The organism is Dyella lipolytica, from assembly GCF_030160075.1.
GTDB classification, from domain to species: Bacteria; Pseudomonadota; Gammaproteobacteria; order Xanthomonadales; family Rhodanobacteraceae; genus Dyella_B; species Dyella_B lipolytica.
In genome coordinates, this window is sequence record NZ_BSNQ01000003.1 from 1,336,741 (window position 1) to 1,362,093 (window position 25,353).

21 protein-coding genes and 1 tRNA gene are annotated in these 25,353 nt (G+C 60.3%); 11 read left to right on the forward strand and 11 right to left on the reverse strand.

The features are described 5' to 3' along the window. Positions 1-178 precede the first annotated feature (178 nt). Positions 179-255: transfer RNA gene (locus QQL64_RS07400), tRNA-Arg, on the reverse strand. A 146-nt stretch (positions 256-401) separates the two neighbouring features. Between QQL64_RS07400 and amaB the strand changes: the two genes are divergently transcribed. The 6 genes from amaB to murB all read left to right on the forward strand — a co-directional run bounded on the left by amaB (position 402) and on the right by murB (position 6,066). Next, positions 402-1,937, forward strand: a complete 1,536-nt coding sequence (gene amaB / locus QQL64_RS07405; protein ID WP_284397669.1) for an L-piperidine-6-carboxylate dehydrogenase — start codon at positions 402-404, stop codon at positions 1,935-1,937. Positions 1,938-2,113: 176 nt separating this feature from the next. Next, positions 2,114-2,419: a DUF4190 domain-containing protein gene (locus QQL64_RS07410; RefSeq protein ID WP_284397672.1), complete on the forward strand. Its 306-nt coding sequence runs from the start codon at positions 2,114-2,116 to the stop codon at positions 2,417-2,419. Between the two features lie 3 nt (positions 2,420-2,422). Then, entirely contained in the window at positions 2,423-3,214 is a 792-nt protein-coding gene (locus tag QQL64_RS07415; protein WP_284397674.1) for an SDR family NAD(P)-dependent oxidoreductase, read from the forward strand. Between the two features lie 4 nt (positions 3,215-3,218). Then, a complete protein-coding gene (locus QQL64_RS07420; protein ID WP_284397675.1) occupies positions 3,219-3,986 on the forward strand; it encodes a class I SAM-dependent methyltransferase in 768 nt (255 codons plus the stop codon). Positions 3,987-3,989: 3 nt separating this feature from the next. Beyond that, complete coding sequence (locus tag QQL64_RS07425; protein ID WP_284397677.1) at positions 3,990-5,027, forward strand: quinone-dependent dihydroorotate dehydrogenase; 1,038 nt, start codon at positions 3,990-3,992, stop codon at positions 5,025-5,027. A 10-nt stretch (positions 5,028-5,037) separates the two neighbouring features. Next, entirely contained in the window at positions 5,038-6,066 is a 1,029-nt protein-coding gene (gene murB / locus QQL64_RS07430) for a UDP-N-acetylmuramate dehydrogenase (protein ID WP_284399693.1), read from the forward strand. 80 nt (positions 6,067-6,146) lie between these two features. Here the strand turns inward: murB and QQL64_RS07435 are convergent, their stop codons facing one another. The 4 genes from QQL64_RS07435 to QQL64_RS07450 all read right to left on the reverse strand — a co-directional run bounded on the left by QQL64_RS07435 (position 6,147) and on the right by QQL64_RS07450 (position 8,494). After that, complete coding sequence (locus QQL64_RS07435) at positions 6,147-7,025, reverse strand: alpha/beta fold hydrolase (protein ID WP_284397679.1); 879 nt, start codon at positions 7,023-7,025, stop codon at positions 6,147-6,149. Next, a complete protein-coding gene (locus QQL64_RS07440) occupies positions 7,022-7,168 on the reverse strand; it encodes a hypothetical protein (protein WP_284397681.1) in 147 nt (48 codons plus the stop codon). The genes QQL64_RS07435 and QQL64_RS07440 overlap by 4 nt, the downstream gene beginning before the upstream one ends. Positions 7,169-7,256: 88 nt before the next feature. Beyond that, the gene (locus tag QQL64_RS07445; protein ID WP_284397683.1) at positions 7,257-7,985 is read right to left on the reverse strand and encodes a helix-turn-helix transcriptional regulator; all 729 of its coding nucleotides are present in this window, start codon (positions 7,983-7,985) and stop codon (positions 7,257-7,259) included. Positions 7,986-8,203: 218 nt separating this feature from the next. Further along, complete coding sequence (locus tag QQL64_RS07450; protein WP_284397685.1) at positions 8,204-8,494, reverse strand: hypothetical protein; 291 nt, start codon at positions 8,492-8,494, stop codon at positions 8,204-8,206. 165 nt (positions 8,495-8,659) lie between these two features. On the opposite strand from QQL64_RS07450, the gene poxB reads away from it, so the two are divergent. Further along, entirely contained in the window at positions 8,660-10,390 is a 1,731-nt protein-coding gene (gene poxB, locus QQL64_RS07455; RefSeq protein ID WP_284397687.1) for a ubiquinone-dependent pyruvate dehydrogenase, read from the forward strand. A gap of 55 nt (positions 10,391-10,445) precedes the next feature. Here poxB and murJ read toward each other — a convergent pair whose 3' ends face one another. From murJ to QQL64_RS07470, 3 genes are all read right to left on the reverse strand, one after another. Further along, positions 10,446-12,026: a murein biosynthesis integral membrane protein MurJ gene (murJ, locus tag QQL64_RS07460; RefSeq protein ID WP_284397691.1), complete on the reverse strand. Its 1,581-nt coding sequence runs from the start codon at positions 12,024-12,026 to the stop codon at positions 10,446-10,448. A gap of 89 nt (positions 12,027-12,115) precedes the next feature. Next, positions 12,116-12,409, reverse strand: coding sequence for a hypothetical protein (locus tag QQL64_RS07465; RefSeq protein ID WP_284397692.1), 294 nt, complete (start codon positions 12,407-12,409; stop codon positions 12,116-12,118). 12 nt (positions 12,410-12,421) lie between these two features. Further along, entirely contained in the window at positions 12,422-12,745 is a 324-nt protein-coding gene (locus QQL64_RS07470) for a YbjQ family protein (RefSeq protein ID WP_284397694.1), read from the reverse strand. Positions 12,746-12,892: 147 nt separating this feature from the next. On the opposite strand from QQL64_RS07470, the gene QQL64_RS07475 reads away from it, so the two are divergent. Then, positions 12,893-15,604, forward strand: a complete 2,712-nt coding sequence (locus QQL64_RS07475) for a M16 family metallopeptidase (protein ID WP_284397696.1) — start codon at positions 12,893-12,895, stop codon at positions 15,602-15,604. Between the two features lie 82 nt (positions 15,605-15,686). On the opposite strand, the gene QQL64_RS07480 is transcribed toward QQL64_RS07475, so the two are convergent. Beyond that, entirely contained in the window at positions 15,687-16,919 is a 1,233-nt protein-coding gene (locus tag QQL64_RS07480; protein ID WP_284397698.1) for an MFS transporter, read from the reverse strand. Positions 16,920-17,038: 119 nt separating this feature from the next. Here QQL64_RS07480 and QQL64_RS07485 point away from each other — a divergent pair, with 119 nt between their 5' ends. The 3 genes from QQL64_RS07485 (at position 17,039) to QQL64_RS07495 (ending at position 22,180) form a co-directional block, all read left to right on the forward strand. Further along, entirely contained in the window at positions 17,039-17,830 is a 792-nt protein-coding gene (locus QQL64_RS07485; RefSeq protein WP_284397700.1) for an AraC family transcriptional regulator, read from the forward strand. A gap of 135 nt (positions 17,831-17,965) precedes the next feature. Then, entirely contained in the window at positions 17,966-20,095 is a 2,130-nt protein-coding gene (gene ppk1 / locus QQL64_RS07490; protein ID WP_284399695.1) for a polyphosphate kinase 1, read from the forward strand. A 363-nt stretch (positions 20,096-20,458) separates the two neighbouring features. Beyond that, entirely contained in the window at positions 20,459-22,180 is a 1,722-nt protein-coding gene (locus tag QQL64_RS07495; RefSeq protein WP_284397702.1) for a sensor domain-containing diguanylate cyclase, read from the forward strand. 181 nt (positions 22,181-22,361) lie between these two features. On the opposite strand, the gene QQL64_RS07500 is transcribed toward QQL64_RS07495, so the two are convergent. Both QQL64_RS07500 and QQL64_RS07505 read right to left on the reverse strand, forming a co-directional pair. After that, a complete protein-coding gene (locus tag QQL64_RS07500) occupies positions 22,362-24,635 on the reverse strand; it encodes a thiamine pyrophosphate-dependent enzyme (protein WP_284397704.1) in 2,274 nt (757 codons plus the stop codon). 44 nt (positions 24,636-24,679) lie between these two features. Then, a complete protein-coding gene (locus tag QQL64_RS07505; protein WP_284397707.1) occupies positions 24,680-25,222 on the reverse strand; it encodes a GNAT family N-acetyltransferase in 543 nt (180 codons plus the stop codon). Positions 25,223-25,353: the final 131 nt, after the last annotated feature.

Here is a 25,353-nt window from a genome sequence, read left to right on the forward strand (position 1 = left end):
TCGCGCAATCGCCATGAACGAGCGGCCTCAATGCGCGTTGACAGGCCTCGTCACTAAGGTGCGTTGGATTCAGCTGGCGCATGGTTTCGGCCTGATCTATCTACCGAAACACTTCCTGCCTTTCATTGGACTGACGCCAGCGGCACCTAACTCCCTGCGGTTTTGTGCGACGCAGAAATGGTGCCCCCGATACGATTCGAACGTACGACCTTCCCCTTAGGAGGGGGACGCTCTATCCAACTGAGCTACGGGGGCGCGATCTGAAGTGCCTGATGGGCCGCGATTTTGGCATGGATCGGGGGGCAGCGCGATCCACCAAACCCAGGCCAGGGTGGCCCGCCTGATAGAATAGGCGTTCCCCTTTTCAGGGCGCCGCTAGGCGCCACGGCTCTGGAGCACGCATGTCCCACGAAATTCTCAAGGCGCTCGGTCTTATCGGCGAGCAATCGGGCACCTATCTCGGCAACGGCGAGTGGTCGAAAACCACCAACGCCGGCACGCTGCAACCGGTGAACCCGGCCACGGGCGAGGTGATCGGCACCGTGCATGCATCCAGCGCCAGCGATTACGAAACCATCGTCAAGCGCGCGCAGGAAGCCTTCAAGGTATGGCGCACGACGCCTGCCCCGCAGCGCGGCGAAGCCGTGCGCCTGTGCGGCGAAGCGCTGCGCAAGCACAAAGATGCGCTGGGTTCGCTGGTCGCATTGGAGATGGGCAAGATCAAGCCCGAAGGCGACGGCGAAGTACAGGAGATGATCGACATCGCCGATTTCGCGGTCGGTCAGAGCCGCATGCTCTACGGCTACACCATGCACTCGGAGCGTCCGGGCCACCGCATGTATGAGCAGTACCAGTCGCTAGGCCTGGTCGGCATCATCAGCGCCTTCAACTTTCCCGTCGCCGTGTGGGCGTGGAATGCGATGCTCGCTGCGATCTGCGGCGACATCTGCATCTGGAAGCCGTCGCCGAAGACCCCGCTGTCGGCCATCGCGACGATCAAGATCTGTAACGAAGCGTTGAAGGCCGGCGGCTTCCCGAACCTGTTCTTCCTGTTCAACGACGCCGGCACGGATCTCTCGCAGGCTTTTGTCGACGACAAGCGCATTCCGCTGATCAGCTTCACCGGTTCCACCAAAGTCGGTCGTCAGGTCGGCGAGCGCGTAGCGCATCGCATGGGCCGTTCGCTGCTGGAACTGGGTGGCAACAACGCGATCATCGTGGACGAAAGCGCGGATCTGAAACTGGCGATCCCTGCCATCGTATTCGGCGCGGTCGGCACGGCTGGTCAGCGCTGCACCACGACGCGTCGCCTGTTCGTGCATGAGTCGATCCTCGGCGATGTCACCGACACGCTGATCGCCGCGTACAAACAGGTAGAAGGCAAGATCGGCGACCCGACACTGGCCACCACGCTGATGGGTCCGCTCAACAGCAAGGATGCCGTGACCGCTTACCTCGCTGCGGTGGAAAAAGCCAAGGCCAGCGGCGGTACGGTACGCACCGGCGGTGCCGCGCTAACCGACCGCAAGGGCAATTTCGTGCTGCCCACCATCGTCACCGGTCTGAAGAACAGCGATGAGGTCGTGCAGACGGAAACCTTTGCGCCGATTCTCTATGTGATGTCGTTCAAGACGCTGGACGAAGCCATCGAACTGCAGAACAGCGTGCCGCAAGGTCTGTCGTCGTCGATCTTCACGCAGAACCTGAAATCCGCCGAGCAATACTTGTCGGCGGCCGGTTCGGATTGCGGTATCGCCAACGTCAACATCGGAACCTCCGGTGCCGAGATCGGTGGCGCATTCGGCGGCGAGAAGGAAACCGGCGGCGGTCGCGAGTCCGGTTCGGATGCATGGAAGGTTTATATGCGCCGTCAGACCAACACCATCAACTATTCGAACTCGCTGCCGCTGGCACAGGGTATCAAGTTCGATCTGTAAGAGCTGTTCCGAACTCTCTAGCTCTAGCCAGGCGATAGTTACGGCGAATGACTCCTTCCCCTGCGAGCAAGGGAAGGAGTCAGAGAGTGGTCCTAAGTAAGTTGGATGAGTAGCTAAAGCACTATCGCAGTTGTCGCATAAACTATCGATCAACCCGCCGCAGGAAGGACGATGCCATGAGCTACCCACCTCCCGCCTACCGGTCGACATCGACCCTCGCTGTCGTCAGCCTGATCTTCGGTATTGCCACCTGGTTCATGCTGCCGCTGATCGGTGCAGTCGTTGCCATCGTCTGCGGGCATCTAGCATCGAGCGAAATCCGTCGCGCACCGCCCGGCAGCATGGACGGCCAAAGCATGGCGACAGCCGGCAAGGTACTCGGTTACATCCATCTGGCACTGGTCCTGCTCACGGTAGCGATCGTCCTCGGCTTGTTGCTGTTCGGCGTCAGTCTCGGTTTCCATTCCCTGCATTGGAACTAATGCATGAGCGAGATGCCCGCTACACCACCGGAACAACGGCCACCCTTCGACTTCCGCGGCTACCGCGTGGTGGTCGCAGGCGCCAGCAGAGGCATCGGCCGTAGCATCGCGCTAGCGTTCGGTGCAGCAGGCGCCTCCGTTGCGATCTGCGCTCGCGGACAAGCCGCACTGGGTGCCGTGGCTTATGAACTCGCCACGCTGGGTGTCACCGTGCATTCGCAACGCTGCGATCTTGCCGACCCGGCGGCAATCAATGCATTTATCGAAGCATCAGCCACTGCATTGGGCGGCATCGACGTGCTGGTCAACAATGCTACCGGCTACGGTTTTGGCGAAAGCGACGAAGCATGGATCACCGATTTCAACGTCGATCTGATGGCGGCCGTACGCGCCTCGCGAGCGGCGCTGCCGTATCTGTCGACATCGGCGCATGCCAGTATTTTGCACACCAGCTCGATCGCGGCCATGCACCCACGTCCCAGCACGCCGCCCTATGGCGCGATGAAAGCGGCGTTGTGTCACTACACCACATCGCAGGCATTAGCCCTTGCCGAACAGCGTATTCGCGTCAATGCCATCGCACCCGGTTCGGTCGAGTTTGCCGATGGATTGTGGGATCGGTGCAAGAAAGAAGACCCAGCGCGCTACGCCACCGTGCTGGCAAAAATTCCCTTTGGCCGCTACGGCACACCGGATGACGTGGCCCACGCTGCGCTATTCCTCGCTTCGCCATGGGCCGGATGGATCACCGGTCAAACGCTCTGCGTCGACGGCGGCCAGCAATTGAATGGGTAACACGATGGAAAATCTGCGCAGCACCGAACGCTTCAGCGACCGCGTCGCCGACTACGTTCGCTACCGTCCTGACTATCCGTCAGCGATGCTCGACTGGTTACGCGACACCTATGGTGTCGACGCAAGCTGGCGCGTGGCCGACGTCGGTGCGGGCACCGGCATCTCCAGCAAGATGTTTCTCGATGCCGGGCACACGGTCATCGCGGTCGAGCCGAATGCCGCCATGCGCCAGGCCGCAGAAACCTGGCTGGGTGACAACTCGCGTTTCCACGCGGTGGACGGTCGCGCCGACGCCACCACGCTTGCCGATGACAGCGTCGATCTAGTGTCGGTAGCGCAAGCGTTCCATTGGTTCGATCCAGCCGCCACACGCCGGGAGTTTCATCGCATTCTTCGCAAAGGCGGGCTGGCTGCCATCTACTGGAACTCGCGCCGCCTGACTAGCACGCCGTTCCTGCGAGGCTATGAAGCGTTGTTGCAAACCCATGGCACCGACTACACCAGCGTGGCCGAGCGGTATGGCGACGAGCCGCGTATGCGCGAATGGTTCGGCGAAGGTTGGCGAGGCACCGCTCAATTCGACCACCGTCAGCTGCTTGATTTCGAAGCATTGCGCGGGCGCTTGATGTCCTCCTCCTACGCGCCGAAAGCGGATCATTCCAACCATGCGCCTATGATCGAGGCACTGCGCAAACTGTTCGACACCTGCGAAGTGGATGGTCGGATAAGCTTCGACTACGACACATGTGTCTATGTTGGCGAGGTTCTCTAAAGCATGTACGACTGGATTCGTCCCCTACTGTTCAAGCTCGACGCTGAAACCGCGCATGGGCTTACGCTCTATGGATTGGACGTCGCTCATCGCAGCGATCTAGGGCGTTTCGTCGCCACCCCGCCACAAGACGCGCCCACGAAAGCCTTCGGTCTGCATGTTCCCAATCCTGTCGGTCTTGCCGCGGGTCTGGACAAGAACGCTGCGCACCTCGATGCACTTGGCGCGCTGGGCTTCGGCTTTATCGAAGTCGGCACCGTCACGCCGCGCCCGCAGATCGGCAACGACCGCCCTCGCCTGTTCCGTCTGCCGCAGCACGAAGCCATCATCAATCGCATGGGCTTCAACAATGAGGGCGTCGATGCCCTCGTGCGCAACGTACAGAAGTCCGGCTACCGTGGCGTACTCGGTATCAATATCGGCAAAAACAAAGATACGTCCAACGACAAGGCCGTCGACGATTATCTGTTCTGTCTGGAGCGCGTCTACGCTCACGCCAGCTACATCACGGTCAACATCTCCTCGCCCAATACCAAGGGCCTGCGCGACCTGCAGGAAGAAGCCACCCTGCGCCGTTTTATCGAGACCCTGCGTGAAGCACAGGAGCGACTCGGTTCACAGCAAGGCGCGCGCAAACCCATGCTGCTGAAGATCGCGCCCGACCTCACCGACACCGAACTCGACAGCATCGCCGCGGTGCTGCTGGCCGCGAAAGTGGATGGCGTCATCTGCACCAATACCACTATCGACCGTGCCGCTGTCGCCAGCGAGCCGCATGGCAACGAAGCAGGCGGTCTCTCCGGCAAACCGCTGTTTGTACGTTCCAACCAAGTAGTGCGCGGCATGCGACAGCGCCTGGGCGAGCAGATCGGCATCGTCGGCGTGGGCGGCATTCTCGACGGCAGCGACGCCGTGGAAAAGATGGAAGCCGGCGCTACGCTGGTCCAGCTGTATTCCGGCTTGATCTATCGCGGCCCAGCGCTGGTCGCCGAATGCGTCAACGAAATCCGCCGCCTACAGGAACAACGCGATGCCGGCTGAACGCACCGACATGGGCGGTTACACCCTGATCGAAAACGCGCCGCTCGTCACGCGCAACACCTTACGCGTCGCCGCACGCGCGAAGTTGCTGATCGAATTGCGTGACGCCGCAAAATTGCCTGAACTGCTCGATTTCCCCGCCATTCGTTCCAGCCGCCTGCTGGTGCTCGGTGAAGGCAGCAACGTGCTGCTGACTGGTGATATCGATGGCACTGTACTGGCGATGGAAACGCGCGGCGTGCATGTCGAGCAGGATGGCGACGTTGCACGCATTGCCGTCGCCGCCGGCGAACGTTGGGACGACTTCGTGCGCTGGACGCTTGGCCAGGGTTTCGCAGGGCTGGAAAACCTGATCCTGATCCCAGGTACCGTGGGAGCGGCACCCATCCAAAACATCGGCGCCTACGGCACCGAAGTAGCGGAATTTATCGAAAGCGTCGAAGCCTGGGATCTGACCGAGCGTCGCATCATCACCCTGGATCGCAGTGCCTGCGCCTTCGCCTACCGCGACTCGCTGTTCAAACACGAGCCCAACCGTTTCATCGTCACCGCTGTGCGCTTCGCCCTGCCCCGCAGTCATGCCTTGCGGCTCGACTACGCCGGCATCCGCGAAGAACTCACACGCATGGGTGTGGACAAACCCGCACCGTTCCACGTCGCCGAAGCGGTGGTGCATCTGCGCACGCGCAAATTGCCCGATCCCGCCGTGATCGGCAACGCCGGTAGTTTCTTCAAGAATCCCATCGTCGATGCTACGCAAGGCGAAGCACTTAAGCGCGAACACGCTGAGCTTGTTGCATGGCCGGGCAACGATACTCGCTGGAAACTCTCCGCTGCCTGGTTGATCGAAGCGGCCGGATTCAAAGGGATGCGCGAAGGCGATGCCGGCATTTCAAATCGCCATGCATTGGTGCTGGTCAACCACGGCAAGGCCAGCGGATCGGAACTCTGGGCCTTTGCACAGCGCGTGATCGAAGGCGTGCACCATCGTTTCGGTGTGCGGCTTGAGCCGGAGCCGATGGTGATCGGACAGTACTAAGCATTTATCGCCCTTTTCCTGCGCGTGCACCCTCATCCCGCCTCCCCCTTCGCACAGGGGGAGGCGTCAAACCCGTATGTTTAAACCGTCGCGTCAGCACTGTCAGCCCAGTGTGCCTTGAGCTCCTTGTTGAACTCGCTCGCACGCTCTTCTGGAAAGAAGATGCGAGCGGATTCGAATTCCACACGTCTCTTCGTTCCAGGTATCGTCTTTTCCAGCCACTTGGACCACTTCACATCGAAGTAGATATCGTCCGTCGCCCAGGCAATGAGCGTAGGTGCTTGCAAATGCCTTAGCTTTCCTTCGATTTGGACGGTGTGACGACAATCGAACGCATTGACGAAACGTTCGATATCACGCGTACGCTGCTCCGAGCGTACGAACGGCCGCAGGTACGTTTCGATCGTATCGTCCGCCACAGCCTCCGGCCGTTCGTAGGCCGGACCCAGTGCTTGCGGCGATCGGTAAACGGCTTTGTCGGCAAGCATGGTATTTAGCGTCCCCGGCAAACCGCCGTCAGCCACCATGGCAACGAATGGCTTGAAGGGTTCCGGCGGCCAGTTGTCGTGCGTATCGCAATTGGTGAGCACGAGGCTGCGAATGCGTTCCGGATACAACGCCGCGAATATCTGACAGATCCCGCCGCCGCTGTCGTTACCCACCAGGTCGACCTTGTCGATCTTCAGGGCGTCCAGAAACTGGGCCAGCATATGGGCGTTGGCCGTTACGGAAACATCCTGGTTGGGAGCGACTTCCGTATTGCCGTGCGCGAGCAAATCTACCGCAATACAGCGCCGGACATCGCCAAGCTGCGCTAGCTGGTGTCTCCACAGATAACCGTTGAGCAGCACACCATGTACAAACAGCGCGACCGGACCGTTGCCATGCTCAAAGTAGCTGATGCTTCCGGACGGTGTCTCGACCTTGCGTTGGCCAGCGAAGAAGTCCTTGCCGTTCATGACGGCGTCTTCTCTTGACTCGCTTCACGCAACTTCTGCGCGCATTCCTCGCAGCAGACCTCCACCACACGTGTTCCGATTTTCACCTTAATAGCGGTTGCATCGAGTGGGTAATCGCAGGCCGCACAGGTTTTCTCGCTCATGACCATATCTCCTTCAGTAACCCGTCGATTGGGCACGTAAAGGAGACCACCCCGCGGCCGCGGCCGCTGTCGAAATCTTTAGTGACCGCTAGGAGCGTTGCGTGGATTGCTTGAAGGCCGTCGGCGACCGGCCATAGGCCTGGCGGAACGCGGCGGCAAAATGGCTATGGCTGGAAAAGCCCAGCTCCGCGGCCAAAGCGGACAAATCGTCATAGCGGGCAATCAGGTCCAAGGCACGTGCAAGACGCAGCCGCAAGTGATAGCGATACAGAGGAATACCTTCGACCTGCTGGAACACTTGCGTCAGGTAGACCGGAGAGCCGCCGATCTCCGCGGCAATTTCGGCCAACGCCCAGCGCCGGGAAAGATCGCTGGCCAATAGCACTTTGACGCGATCCGCCAGCCGGCGGCGCGCATAAGTCGCTTCAGGCGCGTGCGACGTACGTGGCCCCAGGCTGCGGCATACCAAGGTCAGGAAAAGGCCCTCTGCCTCCAGCGGCTCGATGGTCCCGTTGTCCAGACCATGACGAAGCAACGCCACCAAAGCCTGTGCACGAGGGTCGATGCGCTGATACTGGCGGCGAAACCCCAGCTTGCCGCAATCCTTTAAAAGAGAATTCGGCGCCAGTTCGCGTAACGTGGATTCCGACAAGCACAGCGACAGGCTTGCATCGCCGCCTTCTATCGGATGGCTGACCCGATAGCCCTCGTCCGCGTTAAAAAACAGCACATGGTTGGCATCGGCCACCGCCTGATCACTGCCGACGTGACGCAAGTAAACCCCGCGATAGGGAAAGACGAGATGTGTATCCGACACACATTCTTCCGCATCGCTATGATGACAGATGCCCCTGCAGCGGACGTTACGCACCGCTACCGTACTGGTATCCAGCAAGTGACTGACTTCGAATTCAGGCATGGCAGGAGGCGAGTTAGATCGCAGTTCTTTCGCGTAAGGGCGAGCTTATCATGCGCCCAATTCGCAACGCTGTGAGTTATTTGTTTGTCATTCCGACGAAGTACACGTACTTCGAATTACATAAACTTGCCGCCGGTGATGCGTCCATCCTTGTCCAGCTGAGCGAAGTAGCGGCTGTTGTTATTGCGAAACTCGCGCGTGGACGGCATGCCCGGCAACACCAGCAGTACATCCGGATAAGTGGAATGGAACTGGTCTGGCGTGGGGTGAGTGGCGATGAAGGCGTCGAAACTCTTCATGTCGGTGACGAAACCAGCGACGGGTACGGGCGCACTGTGCGTCATGTCGTGGCAACCTCCCAGCATAACGGCAAGAACAAGGACGGACAGGGCAAGCAAGCGGCGCATGGCATGTCTCCGTAGTGGGCGATAAGCACGAACCTTTATTGAGACGAGTATGCGCTATGGATTCGCATCTTGCAGCTTCGGACCACTGCCCACTGACTTTACGGAAATCAAAGCTCGGTTTTGTCAGGATAGTAGCCATGCCTTGGTCACGACAGGAGCCGCGCAATGAGCATCCGTAATGTCGCCGATGTGCTAATTGAAACACTGGCCCAGGCCAACGTGAAACGTATCCACGGCTTGGTCGGCGATAGCCTCAACGGCATCACCGAATCGCTGCGCCAGCACAAGGACATGCAGTGGGTGCACTACCGCCACGAGGAATCCGCCGCCTTTGCAGCCTGTGCGGAATCCCAACTCACAGGGGAACTGGCGGTATGCGCCGGATCATGCGGCCCAGGCAACTTGCACTTGATCAACGGCCTGTACGACGCGCAGCGTTCGCGCACGCCGGTGCTGGCGATTGCCGCGCATATTCCTTCCGCTGAAATCGGTAGCGGGTATTTTCAGGAAACGCATCCGCAAAATCTGTTTCAGGAATGCAGTCATTACTGCGAGCTCATCAGCAGCCCTGCGCAGATTCACCGCGCTGCGGCCACGGCCATCCGTACAGCGATTGGCCAACGCGGTGTCGCGGTACTTGTCATTCCCGGTGATGTTGCGCTGTCCGAAGCCAGCGGCCCAGTTATCGCAAGCGAAGGATTGTTGCCGCTATCGCCGCGTGTGACGCCGCCGGAAGCGCAGCTGGATCGACTGGCTGCATTACTCGGCAGTGGCCGCAAGGTCACCCTGTTCTGTGGCCGCGGTTGCGCGGGTGCTCACGATGCGGTGATTCGTCTCGCCGACACGCTGAAGGCGCCGGTGGTGCACGCGCTCGGTGGCAAAGAACACGTTGAATGGGATAACCCCTACGACGTGGGCATGACCGGCCTGATCGGCTTCAGCTCCGGCTACGAAGCCATGATGAACTGCGACACCTTGTTGCTGCTCGGCACCGATTTTCCGTATCGGCAATTTTTCCCCGACGACGCGAAGATTTGCCAGATCGACTTGCGCGCGGAAAATCTTGGACGACGCTGCCGCCTGGATCTTGGCTTGGTCGGCGACGTCGGCGCCAGCATCGAAGCGCTGTTGCCGCGACTGAAAACGGCGACCGACGATGCACATCTCAAAAACAGCCTTGCCAACTATAAAAAGGCGCGCGAAGGACTCAACGATCTCGCCGTCGGCAAGGCCGGAAGCAAACCGATTCATCCGCAATACGTCGCCAAAGTGGTTAGCGATGTCGCCAGCGACGATGCGGTGTTCACCTGCGATGTAGGTACACCCACGATCTGGGCCGCTCGCTATCTGCAAATGAATGGTCGGCGGCGTCTGCTCGGTTCGTTCGTACACGGCTCGATGGCCAATGCGATGCCGCAGGCGATCGGTGCGCAGACGGCTTTTCCAAAGCGGCAGATCGTCAGTCTTTCCGGCGACGGCGGTTTTTCGATGTTGATGGGCGATCTACTGACACTGGTACAGCATCAGCTGCCGGTGAAGATCGTGGTTTTCAATAACGGCACGCTCGGCTTTGTGGAACTGGAAATGAAGGCATCCGGCTTTTTGCCGACCGGCGTGACGCTGGACAACCCGGACTTCTCTGCACTGGCGCGTGCTGCCGGCATCTACGGCGTGCGCGTAGAAGATCCGGGCGAATTGGAAAAGGCTTTGCGCGATGCCTTTGCGCACAACGGGCCGGCTCTTATCGATGTGGTAACCAATCGGCAGGAGCTATCGATGCCGCCGAAGATTCAGTTGGAGCAGATGAAGGGCTTCAGTCTGTGGGCGCTGCGCACTGTAATGAATGGTCGCGGCGACGAATTGATCGAGCTGGCGCGTAGCAATCTCCGCCGCTGAATTGAGCCGACTCCTCCCCTTGCTTGCAGGGGGAGGAGTACGAGCATTCCATCGATCAACCGATGCCTATGCGTCGCGTCAGCTTTCCTATCAACTCCACGCACATCTTGATGCGCATGAGGTAAGTGATAGCGAAGTAGTCGAGACCATAGATAGAAAGCACGACCAGCGCGGTGACGATGGGCCCTTGGTTGGGCATGATGCGCTCGACAACACATGCAATTAGCGCCGCCAGACTCGCCGCTGCCCACAGCTTGAGCATCATCGACAACGAGACGCCAGTGGGGCCGAGTTTCATATTCATTTTTCGGCGCAGCAGATGAAACTCGATCCAACCCGCCACACCAGCCGACGCAGTAAGGCCTACAGCCCCCCATTGCAGCGGAATACCCAACATTCTGGGCAGCAACAAAGCGCTCGCCAAGCCCAGCACGGCGGTAAACGCGAGCCTCACCAGTGCATAACGCAGGGGCGTGCGCGTATCGCGCATGGCGTAATACGTGGACGCGTAGAGACGTCCAAAGGTTGATGCCAGCAAGCCGACGCCCGAACCCGCAAGGATGGCCCACACGTAGTACGAATCCTTGCGGGTGAACGCACCGGATTGATAAAGCGCGGCGACGACGATGTTACCCAGCGCGAAGAACGCCATCGCGGAAGGCACGATGAAAAACGCAATGCGTTCCAGGCCGTTATTCAAACGCGCTGACAGCTTCGCCGCCACATCGGCATCGACGTCGTCACCGGCCATGCGGGAAAGTGTCGGCAATTCGGAGGCCGAGATCGCCATGCCGAACAAGCTCACCGGCAGCAGGTTGATGGATGATGCCGTCGTCATGCCGGCAATAGCGCCGCTGCCCAGCAAGGTGGAAATGGCCTGATCCACGAAGGCGCTGATCTGCACCACCCCACGCCCGATGGCCACGCCGAGAAAACTGCCGCCGACTTGCTGCACGTGCATGCTGCGCAAATCGAGTCGCAAACGCATGCCGGGTACCAGCTTCAACACCGGCCCCAGCTGCACGAGAAACTGCAGCAGGCAGCCGAGCACCGTGCCCCATGCCAGATACACGATCAAGCGATTGGCATCGAGATGACGAAAGACCAGCATGGTCAGAATCATCGAAAGATTCCAGACCACCGGCGCAGCGTATGAGAGAAAGAATTTGTGATGGCTGTTGAGAATGCCTAAGCACCACGCCGACCACACCAGGATGCCGGTGCCCGGAAAAAGAATCCGAACGATCAGAATGGTCAGCTCGCGTTTTTCGCCGGTGTAGCCTGGCGCGATCAGCCAGATGAGATAAGGCGTGGCCAGCACGCCCAAGGCGACGATCACCGAGATGAGTAAGGCGAGAACCGCGGCGATCGCACCAGCGAGACGATCGGCTTCCTCTTGCTTGTTCTGCGCCAGCAGGCGGGCGTAGACGGGAATGAAGGATGCCGAGAGGACGCCTTCTCCGAACAGGTTCTGCAGAAAGTTCGGTACGCGCAACGCAGCGCTGAAGATGTCGGCGGCGTCGGAAAGGCCGAAATAATGCGAAAACACGCGCTGCCGCACCAGCCCGAACAGACGACTGCACAGGATGCCCGCCCCTACCAGGAGCGCATGTCCGCGGCCTGCCTCTTTCGTCATACCCACCCGCACCGTTGGAAAAACGGCAAGCCTATCATCTGCAGACATCCTGCCCCTTCTCCCCCTTGGGGAGAGGAGCAGACGCGGCGCTATTTATCGACCACGATGTAATGCCGCTCCCCGCGCTGCGGGTCGAAGTACACGGCGGTGAGTTCGCCACTGCCGGGATCGACGAAACGCTCGCCGGTATCCTTCCAGCCCGGATCAGGCCCTGTGCGCAACAGCGGCTTGTAGCGCCAGCGTTCGATCGCCAGCCCTACGACCAGCAGCAGGCCCCCGAACAACAGTTGCGGCAACAGCACGACAAACACGCCGGTCAACGCGGCGATGCAGGCACCGAGCAGGAACAAGCCGCCCAGCGCATATAAAACGATCGGCAACATGCGCAATGCCGCTCAGGTCGGCGGATCGAGCACCACGGCGGTGCCGTAGGCCACGATCTCGCTCATGGTCTGGCCGATCTCGGCCGAGTCGAAGCGCATCATCACCACGGCATTGGCACCCATCGCCTTGGCGTTGGAGACCAGCCGGTCCAGCGCATGGCGGCGCGCCTCTTCCAGCATTTGCGTGTATTCGTGGATCTCCCCGCCCACCAAAGAGCGAAGCCCGGCCATCATGTTGCCGCCGATGCCACGGCTGCGCACCACGACGCCAAACACTTGACCCTTGACCTGGACCACCTGGTGGCCTGGAACGTTCTCGGTCGTCACAACCAGCATAGCTCTCCCTCCTTTTCCTTAAGAAATCGCCCCTGAGGCGAAGATACCCTCCGCACATCGTTATCACCAGCTTTCGGCAGATACGCGGCCCGCGGGCACTATGGCACCATCGGGCGGTCTATCGTCGTCCCCTCTAGGAATTCAAGCATGATCTCAAGCCGCCCTCTCAGAACATTGGCATGGAGCGTAATGTTGGGCATGGGTCTGTTGGCTGCCGGCGTTCCCGCCCGCGCCGATGCGCCCAGCGCCGTAGTCGCCGCCACCGACGGCAAGGTGTTGCGCGCCACGCTGGACAACGGCTTGCGCGTGGTGATCGTGCGCGAAACGCTTTCGCCCATGGTCACCACCCAGATCACCTATCTGGCCGGCGGTTATCAGACACCGGATGGATTTCCGGGCACGGCGCACGCGCTGGAACACATGATGTTCCGCGACAGCCAGGGCATGACCGGTTCCCAGCTCAATGAAATGACCGGCAAGATGGGCGCCGACAACAACGCTTTCACCACCAACGATGCCACGCAGTACTACTTTGTGGCGCCGTCGAATTATCTCGATATCCTGCTGCATATCGAATCGACGCGCATGGAAGGCGCGCTGCTTACCCAAAAAGACTGGGACCGCGAACGCGGTGCGATCGAGCAGGAGGTTTCGCGCGATATCTCCGATCCCTCCTTCCTCGCTTTCCAGAAAGCGGAGCGCGTTCTTTATGCAGGCACCGGTTATGCCGAGGATCCGCTGGGTACGCGTCCGTCGTTCGACAAGACCACATCCGAGCATCTGCAGTCGTTTTACAAGGACTGGTATGCCCCGAACAACGCATTGCTGGTGATCGTGGGCGATGTCGATCCCCAACAGACACTGACCAAGGTGCGGCAGCTGTTCGGCGCTATTCCGAAGCGCACACTGCCGGCATCCGTGCCGGTTCAACTGCAAGCCGTGAAATCCCAGACGATCGCGGCTACGACGCCCCAAGGCACCGGTTCCGTACAATTTTTGTATCGCATGCCGGGCATGATGGACAAGGACAATGCTGCCGCGCAGGTATTGCTGGATGTGCTCAATAACGCACGCAGCTCGCTGTCCGGCCTCGCCGTGCAGGGCAAGGTACTGAGTGCCGACGCGCAATTGCAGCCCTTCAGCCGCGGCGGTATCGGCATGATCGAAGTGGGTTTCCCCAAGGGCGGCGATGCAACCAAGGCGCAGGCCGACCTCGAAGGCGTGATCGCCGACTTGCTGAAGAACGGTGCGCCGGCCGATCTGGTCGAGGCGTCGAAGCGCTCCGAGATCGCCCAGGCCGAATTCAACAAAAACAGCGCGGTAACGCTCGCCAGCGCCTGGTCGCAGGCCATTGCGTGGATGGGTCTGAGTTCGCCGGAAGAAGCGGAGGAGCAAATTCGCAACGTGACCGTGGACGATGTGGATCGCGTGGCACGCGAGTACCTCAAGCCGGACGCGCGCGTGACGGTCGTGCTCACTTCCGACAACAACGGCCAGCGTCCGCCGGATAGCGCAGGGTTCGGCGGTTCGGAATCGTTTGCCGGCAATGACAAGCTCAATGCGCCGCTGCCGTCATGGGCAGCCGAGAAGCTGAGCAAACTGGAGATGCCGCGCTGGACGTTGGCGCCGGTGCAAATGACGCTGAACAACGGCATACATCTGATTGTGCAGCCGGAAAACATCAGCAAGACCGTCACGGTGCTCGGCCACATCGACAACAATCCGAAGCTGCATGAGCCGGCTGGACAGGAAGGTGCGGCGCGCCTGCTGGACACGTTGTTCGATTACGGCTCGACCACGCTAGACCGCGATGCTTTCCACAAGGCACTCGACGATATTTCCGCCAATGAAAACGGTGGCACCGATTTCGGCGTAGCCGCGCTCAGCAACCAGTTCGATCGCGCCATGCAATTGCTGGCGGACAACGAACTGCACCCCGCTCTGCCTCAGCAAGGTTTCACTGTGCAACAGGACACGCTGGCACGCAGCCTGGCGGGCGAAATGCAGTCGCCGCAATACAAGATGAGGAAGGCTTTGATGGCGGGTCTATTGCCCGCAGGCGACCCGGATCTGCGCCTTGCCACACCCGACACCATCCATGCGCTGACTTTGCAAAACCTCAAGGATTACTACGCAAAAACCTATCGCCCCGACCTCACCACCATCGTAGTGGTCGGAGATATAGCGCCCGACGTGGCCAAGGCCACAGTGGAGCGCTATTTCGGGGCATGGAAAGCCGAGGGCCCGAAGCCCGACGTCATTTCGAAGCCCGTGGCGGTGAATCCCGCCGGTTACACGGTGGTCGAGAATTCCTATGCCTCCCAAGACCAGGTACTGATGGGCCAGATGCTTGACCTCAACATGCACAACCCGGATCGCTATGCCCTACAGTTGGGCAATAACGTGCTGGGCGGCAATGGTTTCGCCTCGCGCTTGATGACGGATATCCGCGTGAAGCATGGCTATGCCTACGGCGCGGGTTCGGGCATACGCTTCGATCGTTCACGCTCGATCTTCTTCGTGCAGTACGGCAGCGATCCGGACAAGGTCGGGCCCGTCGATGGACTGGTACGGCAGAACCTTATCGATATGCAGAACACGCCGATCAAAGAAGATGAGCTGACCAATGCGCGTCAATACGAGATCCGCTCCATTCCGGTAGGAGTGGCCAGCATCAACAACATCGCGCGTTCGTTGCTGACCTGGGCATGGCACGATGAACCGCTTGATCAGCCGATGGTTGCCGCCAAGCACTATCTGGCACTGACGCCGGCGCAGGTGCAGGCGGCGTTCAAGAAGTACCTGAAGCCGGGGAACCTGACGCAAGTGGTGCAAGGGCCCGCACCAACCAAGCACTAAGCGAACGCAAAACGGCCCGCTGATGCGGGCCGTTTTTTGCTCGTCGTTCCAGTACAAACCGGAATAACGTAGAGCCGGCGGGCTATTTTGCGGCGAGCTTCATCCGCTCCAGATTCGGCAAAAATACGGCCAATACGCCAATCAAGGGCAAATACGCACACAGCGAGTACACGTAATCGATGCCATGCGCATCGGCCACGCGCCCCAATACCGCCGCGCCAATACCGCCCATACCGAATGCAAAACCAAAGAACAAACCGGAAATCATGCCCACACGCCCCGGAATCAATTCCTGCGCATAAACCAGGATCGCCGAGAAGGCCGAAGACAGAATCAGCCCGATCACTACCGTCAACACACCGGTCCACCACAGATCGGCATGCGGCAATGCCAGCGTGAACGGCGCCACACCCAGGATCGATACCCAGATCACCCACTTGCGCCCCACCCTGTCACCGATCGGACCGCCGATCAGCGAACCCGCCGCCACCGCGAACAGGAACACGAACAAGTGCATCTGCGCGTTCTGCACCGACACACCGAAGGTGTGGATCAGATAGAAGGTGAAATAGCTGCTGATGCTTGCCAAATAGAAATACTTGGAGAAGATCAGCAAGCCAAGAATCAGTAGCGACATGATGACCTTGTTGCGACTCAACGCCTCGCCGGCCACATGGCGCACTACCGCATTGCGCGCGACATGATGCAGCCGATACCAGCGTCCCACCTGCAACAGCACGACCATCGCCAGCAACGCGGCAAGCGAGAACCAGGCGACACTACCGCGCCCGTGCGGCACGATGATCCACGCAGCAAGCAGCGGCCCAAGCGAGGCGCCCGTGTTGCCACCTACCTGGAACAAGGATTGCGCCAATCCATGCTGTCCACCCGACGCCAGCCGCGCCACACGCGATGACTCGGGATGGAACACCGACGAGCCGGTACCGACCAATGCGGCAGCAACGAGCAGCACGGCAAAATTCGGTGCCGTAGCGAGCAACAGCAAACCGCAAAGCGTGAAACCCATGCCCACCGGCAAGGAATAAGGCATCGGCTTGCGGTCGGTGACCATGCCCACCAGCGGCTGGAGCAGCGACGCGGTCACCTGATACGTCAGGGTGATCAGGCCGACCTGCTCGAAACTGAGATGAAAACCGCTTTTGAGGATCGGATAGATCGCCAGGATCAGCGACTGGATCATGTCGTTGAGCAGGTGCGAAAAGCTGATCGCACCAAGAATGGCGTAATCCGTGCGGTGCGCGGGCGAGGCTTGCGCGGTCGAAGGCAAAGAAACCGATTCGGCGGAGTTCTGCATGGTCTTTTCTTGGGATGGGGAATGCGCGCGAGATTGCGTCGCCGCGACTACCACCATAAAGTAGCTCGTAACGGCCTGCATACACTATTGGGTCAACTTATGTCGAATTCGGGCCAATCGTGAGAAATACTCGGGTCATCGCCTACGAAGACACCCCACGCGACGTCGTCGCCACTGGCAACGACTATTCCGCGGGCATGGTGCTGCCCAGCCACACGCACAAGCGCGGGCAATGCCTTTACGCCATCGCCGGCGTGCTGACCGTGACCACCACTCAGGGCAGCTGGGTGGTGCCGCCGAGGCGGGCACTGTGGATTCCCGCCGGCGTCGCCCACGTTGTGTATATGGGTGGCCCCACGAGCACACGTAGCGCATTCATCCAGAGTGACGCGGCAGCAAAAGCCGGTCTGCCGGAACATTGCACCGTCATCAGTGTTTCACCGTTGCTGCATGCGCTCTTGTCGGAAGCCGTGGATCTCCCCGCTGAATACACCTTGGGCAGCCGCGACGATGACTTGATGCGCCTGCTGGTGAATGAAGTCGCAGGGATGCCCACCCTGCCCTTGAACACACCGTTGCCCCAGGATCCACGCCTCGCCAGGCTGTGTCGTGCACTGATCCAGTCACCTTCGCTGGAAATCGATATCGATGCGATGGCGCACAAAGCCGATATGAGCCGACGCAGTTTTACTCGTCTATTCCGACAGCAAACAGGCATGAGTTTCAGTGCCTGGCGCCAGCAGGCTTGTCTGCTCGCCGCACTAGCCCGATTGGGGCGCGGGCAATCGGTGACACATGTCGCGATTGAGCTTGGCTACAGCAGCACCAGCGCATTCACTGCCGCATTTCGGCGTACGCTCGGCGCTGCACCCAGCCAATATCTAGTTTCCGATGCGGTAGATAGGTCATGATGCCGTGTCACACCTGTGTCAACGCCCTGCCGCAGGATGTCAACGCAGTGACGCACCCCGACGGGTGCGACGTCGCCACCCACTGCCAGTCGCCCGGATGGTGCACCGATGAGCAAACGTAACGATCAAGACGCCATGCCAGTGGCCAGTGCCACCACACCGGAAACGGTAGTCGCACACGTCGTCGACCTGAACGACAAGGCGCATTACATCCATCGCGAACTGTCGCAGCTGCAGTTCAACAACCGGGTGCTGGAACAGGCGCTGGACGAACGCACGCCGTTAATGGAGCGGCTGAAGTTTCTGCTGATCTTCTCCAGCAACATGGACGAGTTTTTCGAAATCCGTGTCGCCGGACTGAAGAGCCAGATTGCCTTCAAGCACGAGATCGTCGGGCCTGACGGCATTCCACCCAAGCAGGCGCTGACCGAGATCAGTGAGATCGCGCACCGCCAGATCGCGCGGCAATACGCGATCCTCAACGAACGCTTACTGCCCGAGCTGGACCAACAGGGCATTCGCATCGTCCGCCGCGAAACCTGGACCGTCGCGCAGAAACGCTGGGTGCAGCGCTACTTCCGCCAGGAAGTCGCGCCGATGATGACGCCGATCGGCCTCGATCCCACACACCCCTTCCCGCTGCTGGTCAACAAGAGCCTCAACTTCATCGTGGAGCTGGAAGGCGTGGATGCGTTCGGGCGCGACTCGGGCCTGGCGATTCTTCCGGCGCCGCGCGTGCTGCCGCGTATCATCCGCTTGCCGGAGGAAGTCTGCGAAGGCGGCGAGAATTACGTACTGCTGTCCTCGATCATCCATGCGCATGCCGACGAGTTGTTCCCGGGCATGGAAATACGCGGCTGCTATCAGTTCCGCTTGACCCGCAACGCCGACCTCACCATCGACCCGGAAGAAATGGACGACCTTGCGCGCGCGCTGCGCGGCGAATTGTCCTCCCGCCGCTTTGGCGATGCAGTGCGCCTGGAAGTGGCCGACAACTGCCCGAAGACGCTCACCGATTACCTGCTCAAGCAATTCGGCCTGACCGAAGCCGAACTGTACGAAGTCAACGGACCGGTCAATCTCACGCGTCTGTTCGGCATTGTCAGTCGTAGTGAAAATCCGCAGCTGCAATATTCGCCCTTCGTACCGGCCATTCCCAAGTCGCTGAAGAAAGCCGAGGATCTGTTCCAGGTGATCGGCAAGCAGGATGTGCTGCTGATGCATCCGTACGAGTCGTTCTCACCGGTGGTGGATCTGGTGCGGCAGGCCGCGCAGGACCCGGCGGTGCTCACCATCGAACAGACGCTTTATCGCACAGGCGCCAATTCCGAAATCGTCGATGCGCTGGTCGAGGCTGCGCGTAACGGTAAGGAAGTGATCACCGTCGTCGAGCTGCGCGCGCGCTTCGACGAAGAATCCAATCTAAGCCTGGCTACGCGCCTGCAGCAGGCTGGCGCCGTAGTGATCTACGGCGTGGTCGACGTCAAGACGCATGCCAAACTGATTCTGATCCAGCGCCGCGAAGGCCAGAAGCTGCAGCGCTATGCACACATGGGCACCGGCAACTATCACAGCGGCAATGCGCGGCTGTACACCGATTACAGCCTGCTGACCTCTGACCCCGCGTTGTGCGAGGACGTACACAAGCTTTTTAGTCAGCTCACCGGCATGGGCAAGCTGTTGCGGATGAAGAAGCTGCTGCACGCGCCCTTTACGCTGAAAAAATCGCTGCTCGACATGATCGCGCACGAAACTGCCCATGCCGAAGCGGGCAAGCCGGCGCAGATGATCATCAAGATCAACGCATTGACCGACGCCAAAATGATCCGCGCGTTCTACAAAGCCAGCACTGCCGGCGTGAAGATCGACCTGGTGGTGCGTGGCACGTGCTGCCTGCGTCCGGGCATTCCCGGTGTATCGCAGAACATCCGCGTGCGCTCTATTGTCGGCCGCTTCCTCGAGCACAGCCGCGTCTACTGGTTTGCCAACGACGGCGACGAGCGCATGTATCTGGCCAGCGCCGATCTCATGGAGCGCAATCTGGATCGCCGTGTCGAAACCGGTTTTCCGATCGAGGATCGCAAGCTTCGCCAGCGCATCCGCAAGGAGCTGGATATGTATCTGGCCGACAACACCACGGCCTGGCAACTGCATGCGGATGGCAGCTATACGCGGCTGCATCCTACCGATTCTCAAACGCCGCACGACGTGCAGCAGCAGTTGCTGGAGAAGTATTGCGGCGCCGGCAACCCCGCAGGGCGTTGACTCGCAGCTTTTAGCCGCTCGTGCACCCGCTCTTGTCATGAATCTGACCCAGTCGGTCACACCAGGCCGCAACTCGGCAAGAAAGTGCGCTAACGGCCGGTAAATCCACGTGAAACCGCGCCTTGCGCCGACCTGACGAGCTGGCACGGCCCCTGCTTTAGCCTCTGTGAAATCGAGGCCGAGCGTTCCATTCCTTCACGGGAGGATCACAATGGAGGCGCCGTCGGTGATCGGGAACCGACGATCATGCAGACGGATGCGGGAACGACCGGGTTGGGTCGTGCTTCTGCGTGTGCGGGTGCGCGGCCGCTTCAGGAACGAGGGGCTGAAGTGACTAAGGGCGTTTTACCAAAGGGATGGCGCGTGCGCAGGTGGCTGCTAGCTGCCTTGCCCTTGGTGTGGCTATTGTCGCTCTCGCTAGTGCACGCCGGCACGGGCGCCCCACTTCGCGGTGCATGGCGCGAAGTCGCCCGCGGTGATACCCCTGCGCAAATACTCAACGCCTTCAAACACGGCCTGCTCCAAACCTTCAATCCATCCATACTGCAACGGTTTCCAAGCGATGCCATGGGCAGCTGGGTGGTGCTGCAGCCGATACCGCCGCGCGCCGGTGAGGAGCGTGTGCTGTCGATCTACCCTGCTCCCCTGGGTTCGATCACGCTCTACGGCGACAACGGGCCAATCCGCACATTGGCGCTCGATGACTTCACCGCACCGCTGCATGGACATGGCCGGCTGGCATTTCGTCTGACCGACAGCAGCGAGGCGGAGCCGATCTTGCTCAAGGTCGAGCACAGCGACGGCCGCGCCGCCCCCGAGCGTTTCGAGCTGCAAAGCTTGAACGACTATCTGCAAGAAGATTCCAACTGGCTTGCCTTCGCCACCGCCTGCTTTGCCGTGATGGTGGCGATGGCGCTGATGGCACTGTGCTTCGCGATCATGCTGCGCGACATGACCTTCGCCTGGTACACGGGCTATATGCTCTGTTATGTCCTTGTGCAAGGCATCGGGACCGGCTTTTTGTTTCATCCGCTGGGCGTGAGCTGGCTCATCGGGTCGAAAACGCTGGTGAGCGCCTCGGCGGTGGCGTTGTCGGTATCGTTCGCCGCGCTTTTCATCAACCGTTTCTGCGATGTTTCGCGTTATGCGCCAGCGCTACGCGTACCCGTGGTAGCGCTGGGCATCACGATGCCACTGATCGTGCTGTTGCGCTGCAGTCAGGTTCCCGAGCTGGTGAACATGGCGCAGACGCTCATCGATCCGGTGCTGATTCTCGGGGCGTTGTTGCTGTTGTTCACGGCCCTGGTAGCCGGGCTGCGCGGTTCGCGGCAAGCCTGGTTCTTCGTGATCGGTTGGATACCTCTGCTGATCTTGACCGCCATGACCAGCGCGCAAGCGACCGGTGCGCTGCCCAGCCTGGATTGGCTCAACGACGCAAGCATCGCGATGGGGGCTTTTGAAGCCATTGTGCTATCGCTGGGCTTGGCCGATCGTGCGCTAACCATGCGTCGCGATCGCGACACGGCGCGCGTGCTGGCCGACCGCGATGCGCTCACCAACCTGCTCAACCGCCGTGCCTGGACCGAAGCCGCCAACCAAATGCTGGCTGATGTGGCGAATACGACACAGCCGGTTGCGCTGTTGTTTCTCGATTTGGATCACTTCAAGGTGCTCAACGACCGGCACGGTCATGCAGCCGGCGATCGTGCGCTGGTTGCTGTTGCTGAAGTGCTGAGCACCGAAGTGCGCCCTAACGATCTGCTGGGACGCTACGGAGGCGAGGAATTTGTCGCCATGCTTTATGGCGTGAATCAGGAACAGGCGGTACAAGTCGCCACCCGGTTATGCCGGCGCGTGAACCGGCTGGAAATTCCGGTCGACCAGAGCAACATGATGCTGAGCGTCAGCATTGGTCTGGCCATGCGCAGCATGGGCGATACGCTGGAAACTCTGGTCGAGCGCGCGGATCAGGCGATGTACTACGTGAAACTCAATGGGCGCAATCAGGTGCATACATTCGAGCGGCGCGCGGACATGGTGAGCGGACATCACCGATCGCGTCCGGCGCGCGAGTCGGAGCGTTAGCGCGAATTAAAGCCCCTCTCCCATCGGGAGAGGGGTTGGGGGTGAGGGTTCGGGCAGCGCGCTATGTTGAATTCTCGCCCCAAATTTGTTTATCGCGCTCCGCTCGTACCCTCATCCGCCTGTCGGCACCTTCTCCCGAAGGGAGAAGGGTTAAGCACGAAGTTCATAGGTGCAGAGGTCGTTATTTCCGACCAGCCAACTTCTTCGCCGCAGTCACCACTTCCGCATCACCCGGCAATACTAGGAATGCAGCGCCGGCAAGCGGCGTATAGGTATCTGCACCTACGACGCGCTCCAATGGTGTGCTGCCAAAGCCGGCCTCAACCACCGCGGTGATGATGCCCTCACCCACGCCTGCACTCTTGCGCCCTTCATCCAGCACGAGAATGTGTTTGGCCGTCTTGGCCTGAGCTGCAATGAACGCGTCGTTGAGCGGCGCCAGCCAGCGCAGATCGACCACGCGGACTTTCCATCCCAAGTCCTTCTCGATGGTGCGCGCCGAACGCAAGGCCATCGGCACGCCGTTGCCGAAGGTGAAGATGACCAGGTCATTGGCGTCGGCGTGATAAACACGACCTTCGCCCAACGTCATCGCCTCGCCCGGTGCGGGATAAGCGAACTGCCACTGCCCATCGCCCGCTTCGTAGAGATCCTTGGCCATATAGAGCGCGATCGGCTCCAGGTATGCGCACACGCGGCCGTCCACCTTCGCCAGCGCCATCATGGTGCGCAGCATGGTGGCTGCATCGTCGCCACGGCTGGGGCAACCGACCACCAGACCGGGAATGTCGCGCAAGGCGGTAATCGAGTTGTCGTTATGGAAGTGACCGCCGAAACCGCGCTGATATCCCAATGCCGCCACGCGCATCACCAGCGGGTTGCGGTACTGGTTATTGGAGAAGAACTGCAGCGATGCCGCTTCGCCGCGAATCTGGTCGCACGCGTTATGGAAATACGCCAGGTACTGGATCTCCGGGATCGGCAGCATGCCCATGTTGGCGTAACCCTGGGCCAGGCCCAGGATCACCGTTTCGTCGAGCAGCGTGTTGAACACGCGGCTGCCCTTGAACGCTTTGAGCAGACCCTTCGTGACGGTGTACACACCGCCCTTCTGGGCGACGTCTTCGCCGAACAACAGTGTTTCGGGGTACTTCGCCATCACGTCGTGCAGCGCCTGGTTGATCTGAATCGCGAGGTGGCGCGGTGGCTGTTTCTCCGGCAGCTTGTCCTCGCCGCCGAATACGGCGACGCGCTTGTCATTGTAATCGGCGCGTTGAGCTTCGGCCTTCACTTTATCCGGCGTGTAAGGCGCAAGCGGTGTCATCACATCGTCGAGACGTTCGAGTTTGGGACGACGATCGGCCTCCTCTGCCGCGGCGAAGCAGCGTTTGCGCGTCGCTTCGTTGAGCGCCAGCAATGCTTCCTTGGTATAGAGACCCGACTCCAATGCGATGGCAGCGGAACGCAGCAGCGGATCGGATGCTTCGACCGCCACGAGTTCTTCGATGCTGCGCCACTCGATTTCGAAATCGGTACCGGCGTGACCCATGATGCGGGTGGTCTTCAGATGCAGGAAGGTCGGGCGACGCGTGTGACGGCAATGTTCCACCGCGCGTTGTACTTGGGCATAGCCTTCAGCCAGATCCAAACCATCGGCAAAGAAGTAGTCGAGATCCGGGCGCCGTTGGAAGTTGTTGGCGACCCAACCACTCGGTGTCTTCACCGAGATGCCGATGCCATTGTCCTCGCACACAAACAGCACTGGCGCCGGCAGCTTTTGATACGCCGTCCACGATGCGGCATTGAACGCCGTCTGTGCCGTGGCGTGATTGCTGGAAGCGTCGCCGAATGAACAGATGGCGATGGAATCGTCCGGGATCGGCAATTGATGGCCGATACGACGACCTTGCTCGATAGCCACCGCCGTACCCAACGCCTTGGGCAAGTGCGACGCGATGGTCGACGTTTGCGGCAAGACCCAAAGCGGTTTGCTTCCCCACACTTTATGACGGCCGCCGGACGCAGGATCGTCCTTGCTCGCTGCAAACGACAGCGCCGAGTCCATCACTGGATCCATGCCCGGCAGCTTGCGGAAGCGCTCGGCCATGAAACCGCCGGAGCGGTAATGCAGAAAGGCGGGATCGGTATGCCGCGTGGCACGCGCCACCATGGCATTGCCTTCGTGACCCGAGCTGCCGATGGTGTAGAAGACTTTGTTCTGCACGCGCAGCACGCGCGCCATCAGGTCGAGGTGGCGCGAGATCAGTTGCGATTCCAGCAGCTCGCGAAAGCCGCGCGCATCGAGCGCACTGCCGGGTAGCACCGGCGCATCGTCATGCGGCTTGGATCGCACGTCGCCCTGCCAGTGCTGCACGAATTCCGTGAAGTTCTGATCGACGATCTCGGCGCGGTTGAAGCCCTTGTGGCGGGCGGCGATGGGTTGCGTGCTAGACATGATGTGATCAACGATGGAGTTGAAGTGGCGTACCTGGAGTTGCCTTAACGCGAGCGCGTGTTCCACTGCTCGCGCGTCTGCCCCCAGATTTCGGCGGTAGTGTCTTGATAGGGCGGCGGCATTTTCTTCGTGCCGCGCAATTGAGAGCCCAAACGTTGCGCGAGTGCTAGCGACGCCTGGTTATCCGCATGGATCGAATGAATGATTTCACGCCAGCCCAGGTGCTCGAACGCCCAGTCGATAGCAGCGACCGAGCCTTCGTAGGCATAGCCTTTGCCCCACGCTTCGCGCGCCAGGCCCCAGCCCACTTCGGTGCCGGGCCAGCCTTCGGGATACCACGGTCCGAGACGACCGATCCAGCGGCCGCTCGCCTTCTCGATCACCGAGAACATCGCGAAGCCCTGAATGGCCCATGCCCCGGCCAGAGTGAGGAATCCACGCCACGCTACTTCGCGCGACTGCTGGCCGCCGATAAAACGGGCGGCCTCGAAATCAGCCATGTTCGCAGCGTAAGCGTCGAAGTCGGCCGCCGTCGGCGGCCGCAGGATCAGGCGCTCGGTTTCGATGCGGATGTCGGGAATCGACAAGGTTCGGCTCCAAATCAAACACGGCTTTTTGCGATCGCCTCCTCTCCCCTTTGGGGAGAGGATTGAGGTGCGGGGTCAATCTTGCGATGGCGTTTCATCAAATTCGTTTCGAGCAAACCCCATCGCAAGAT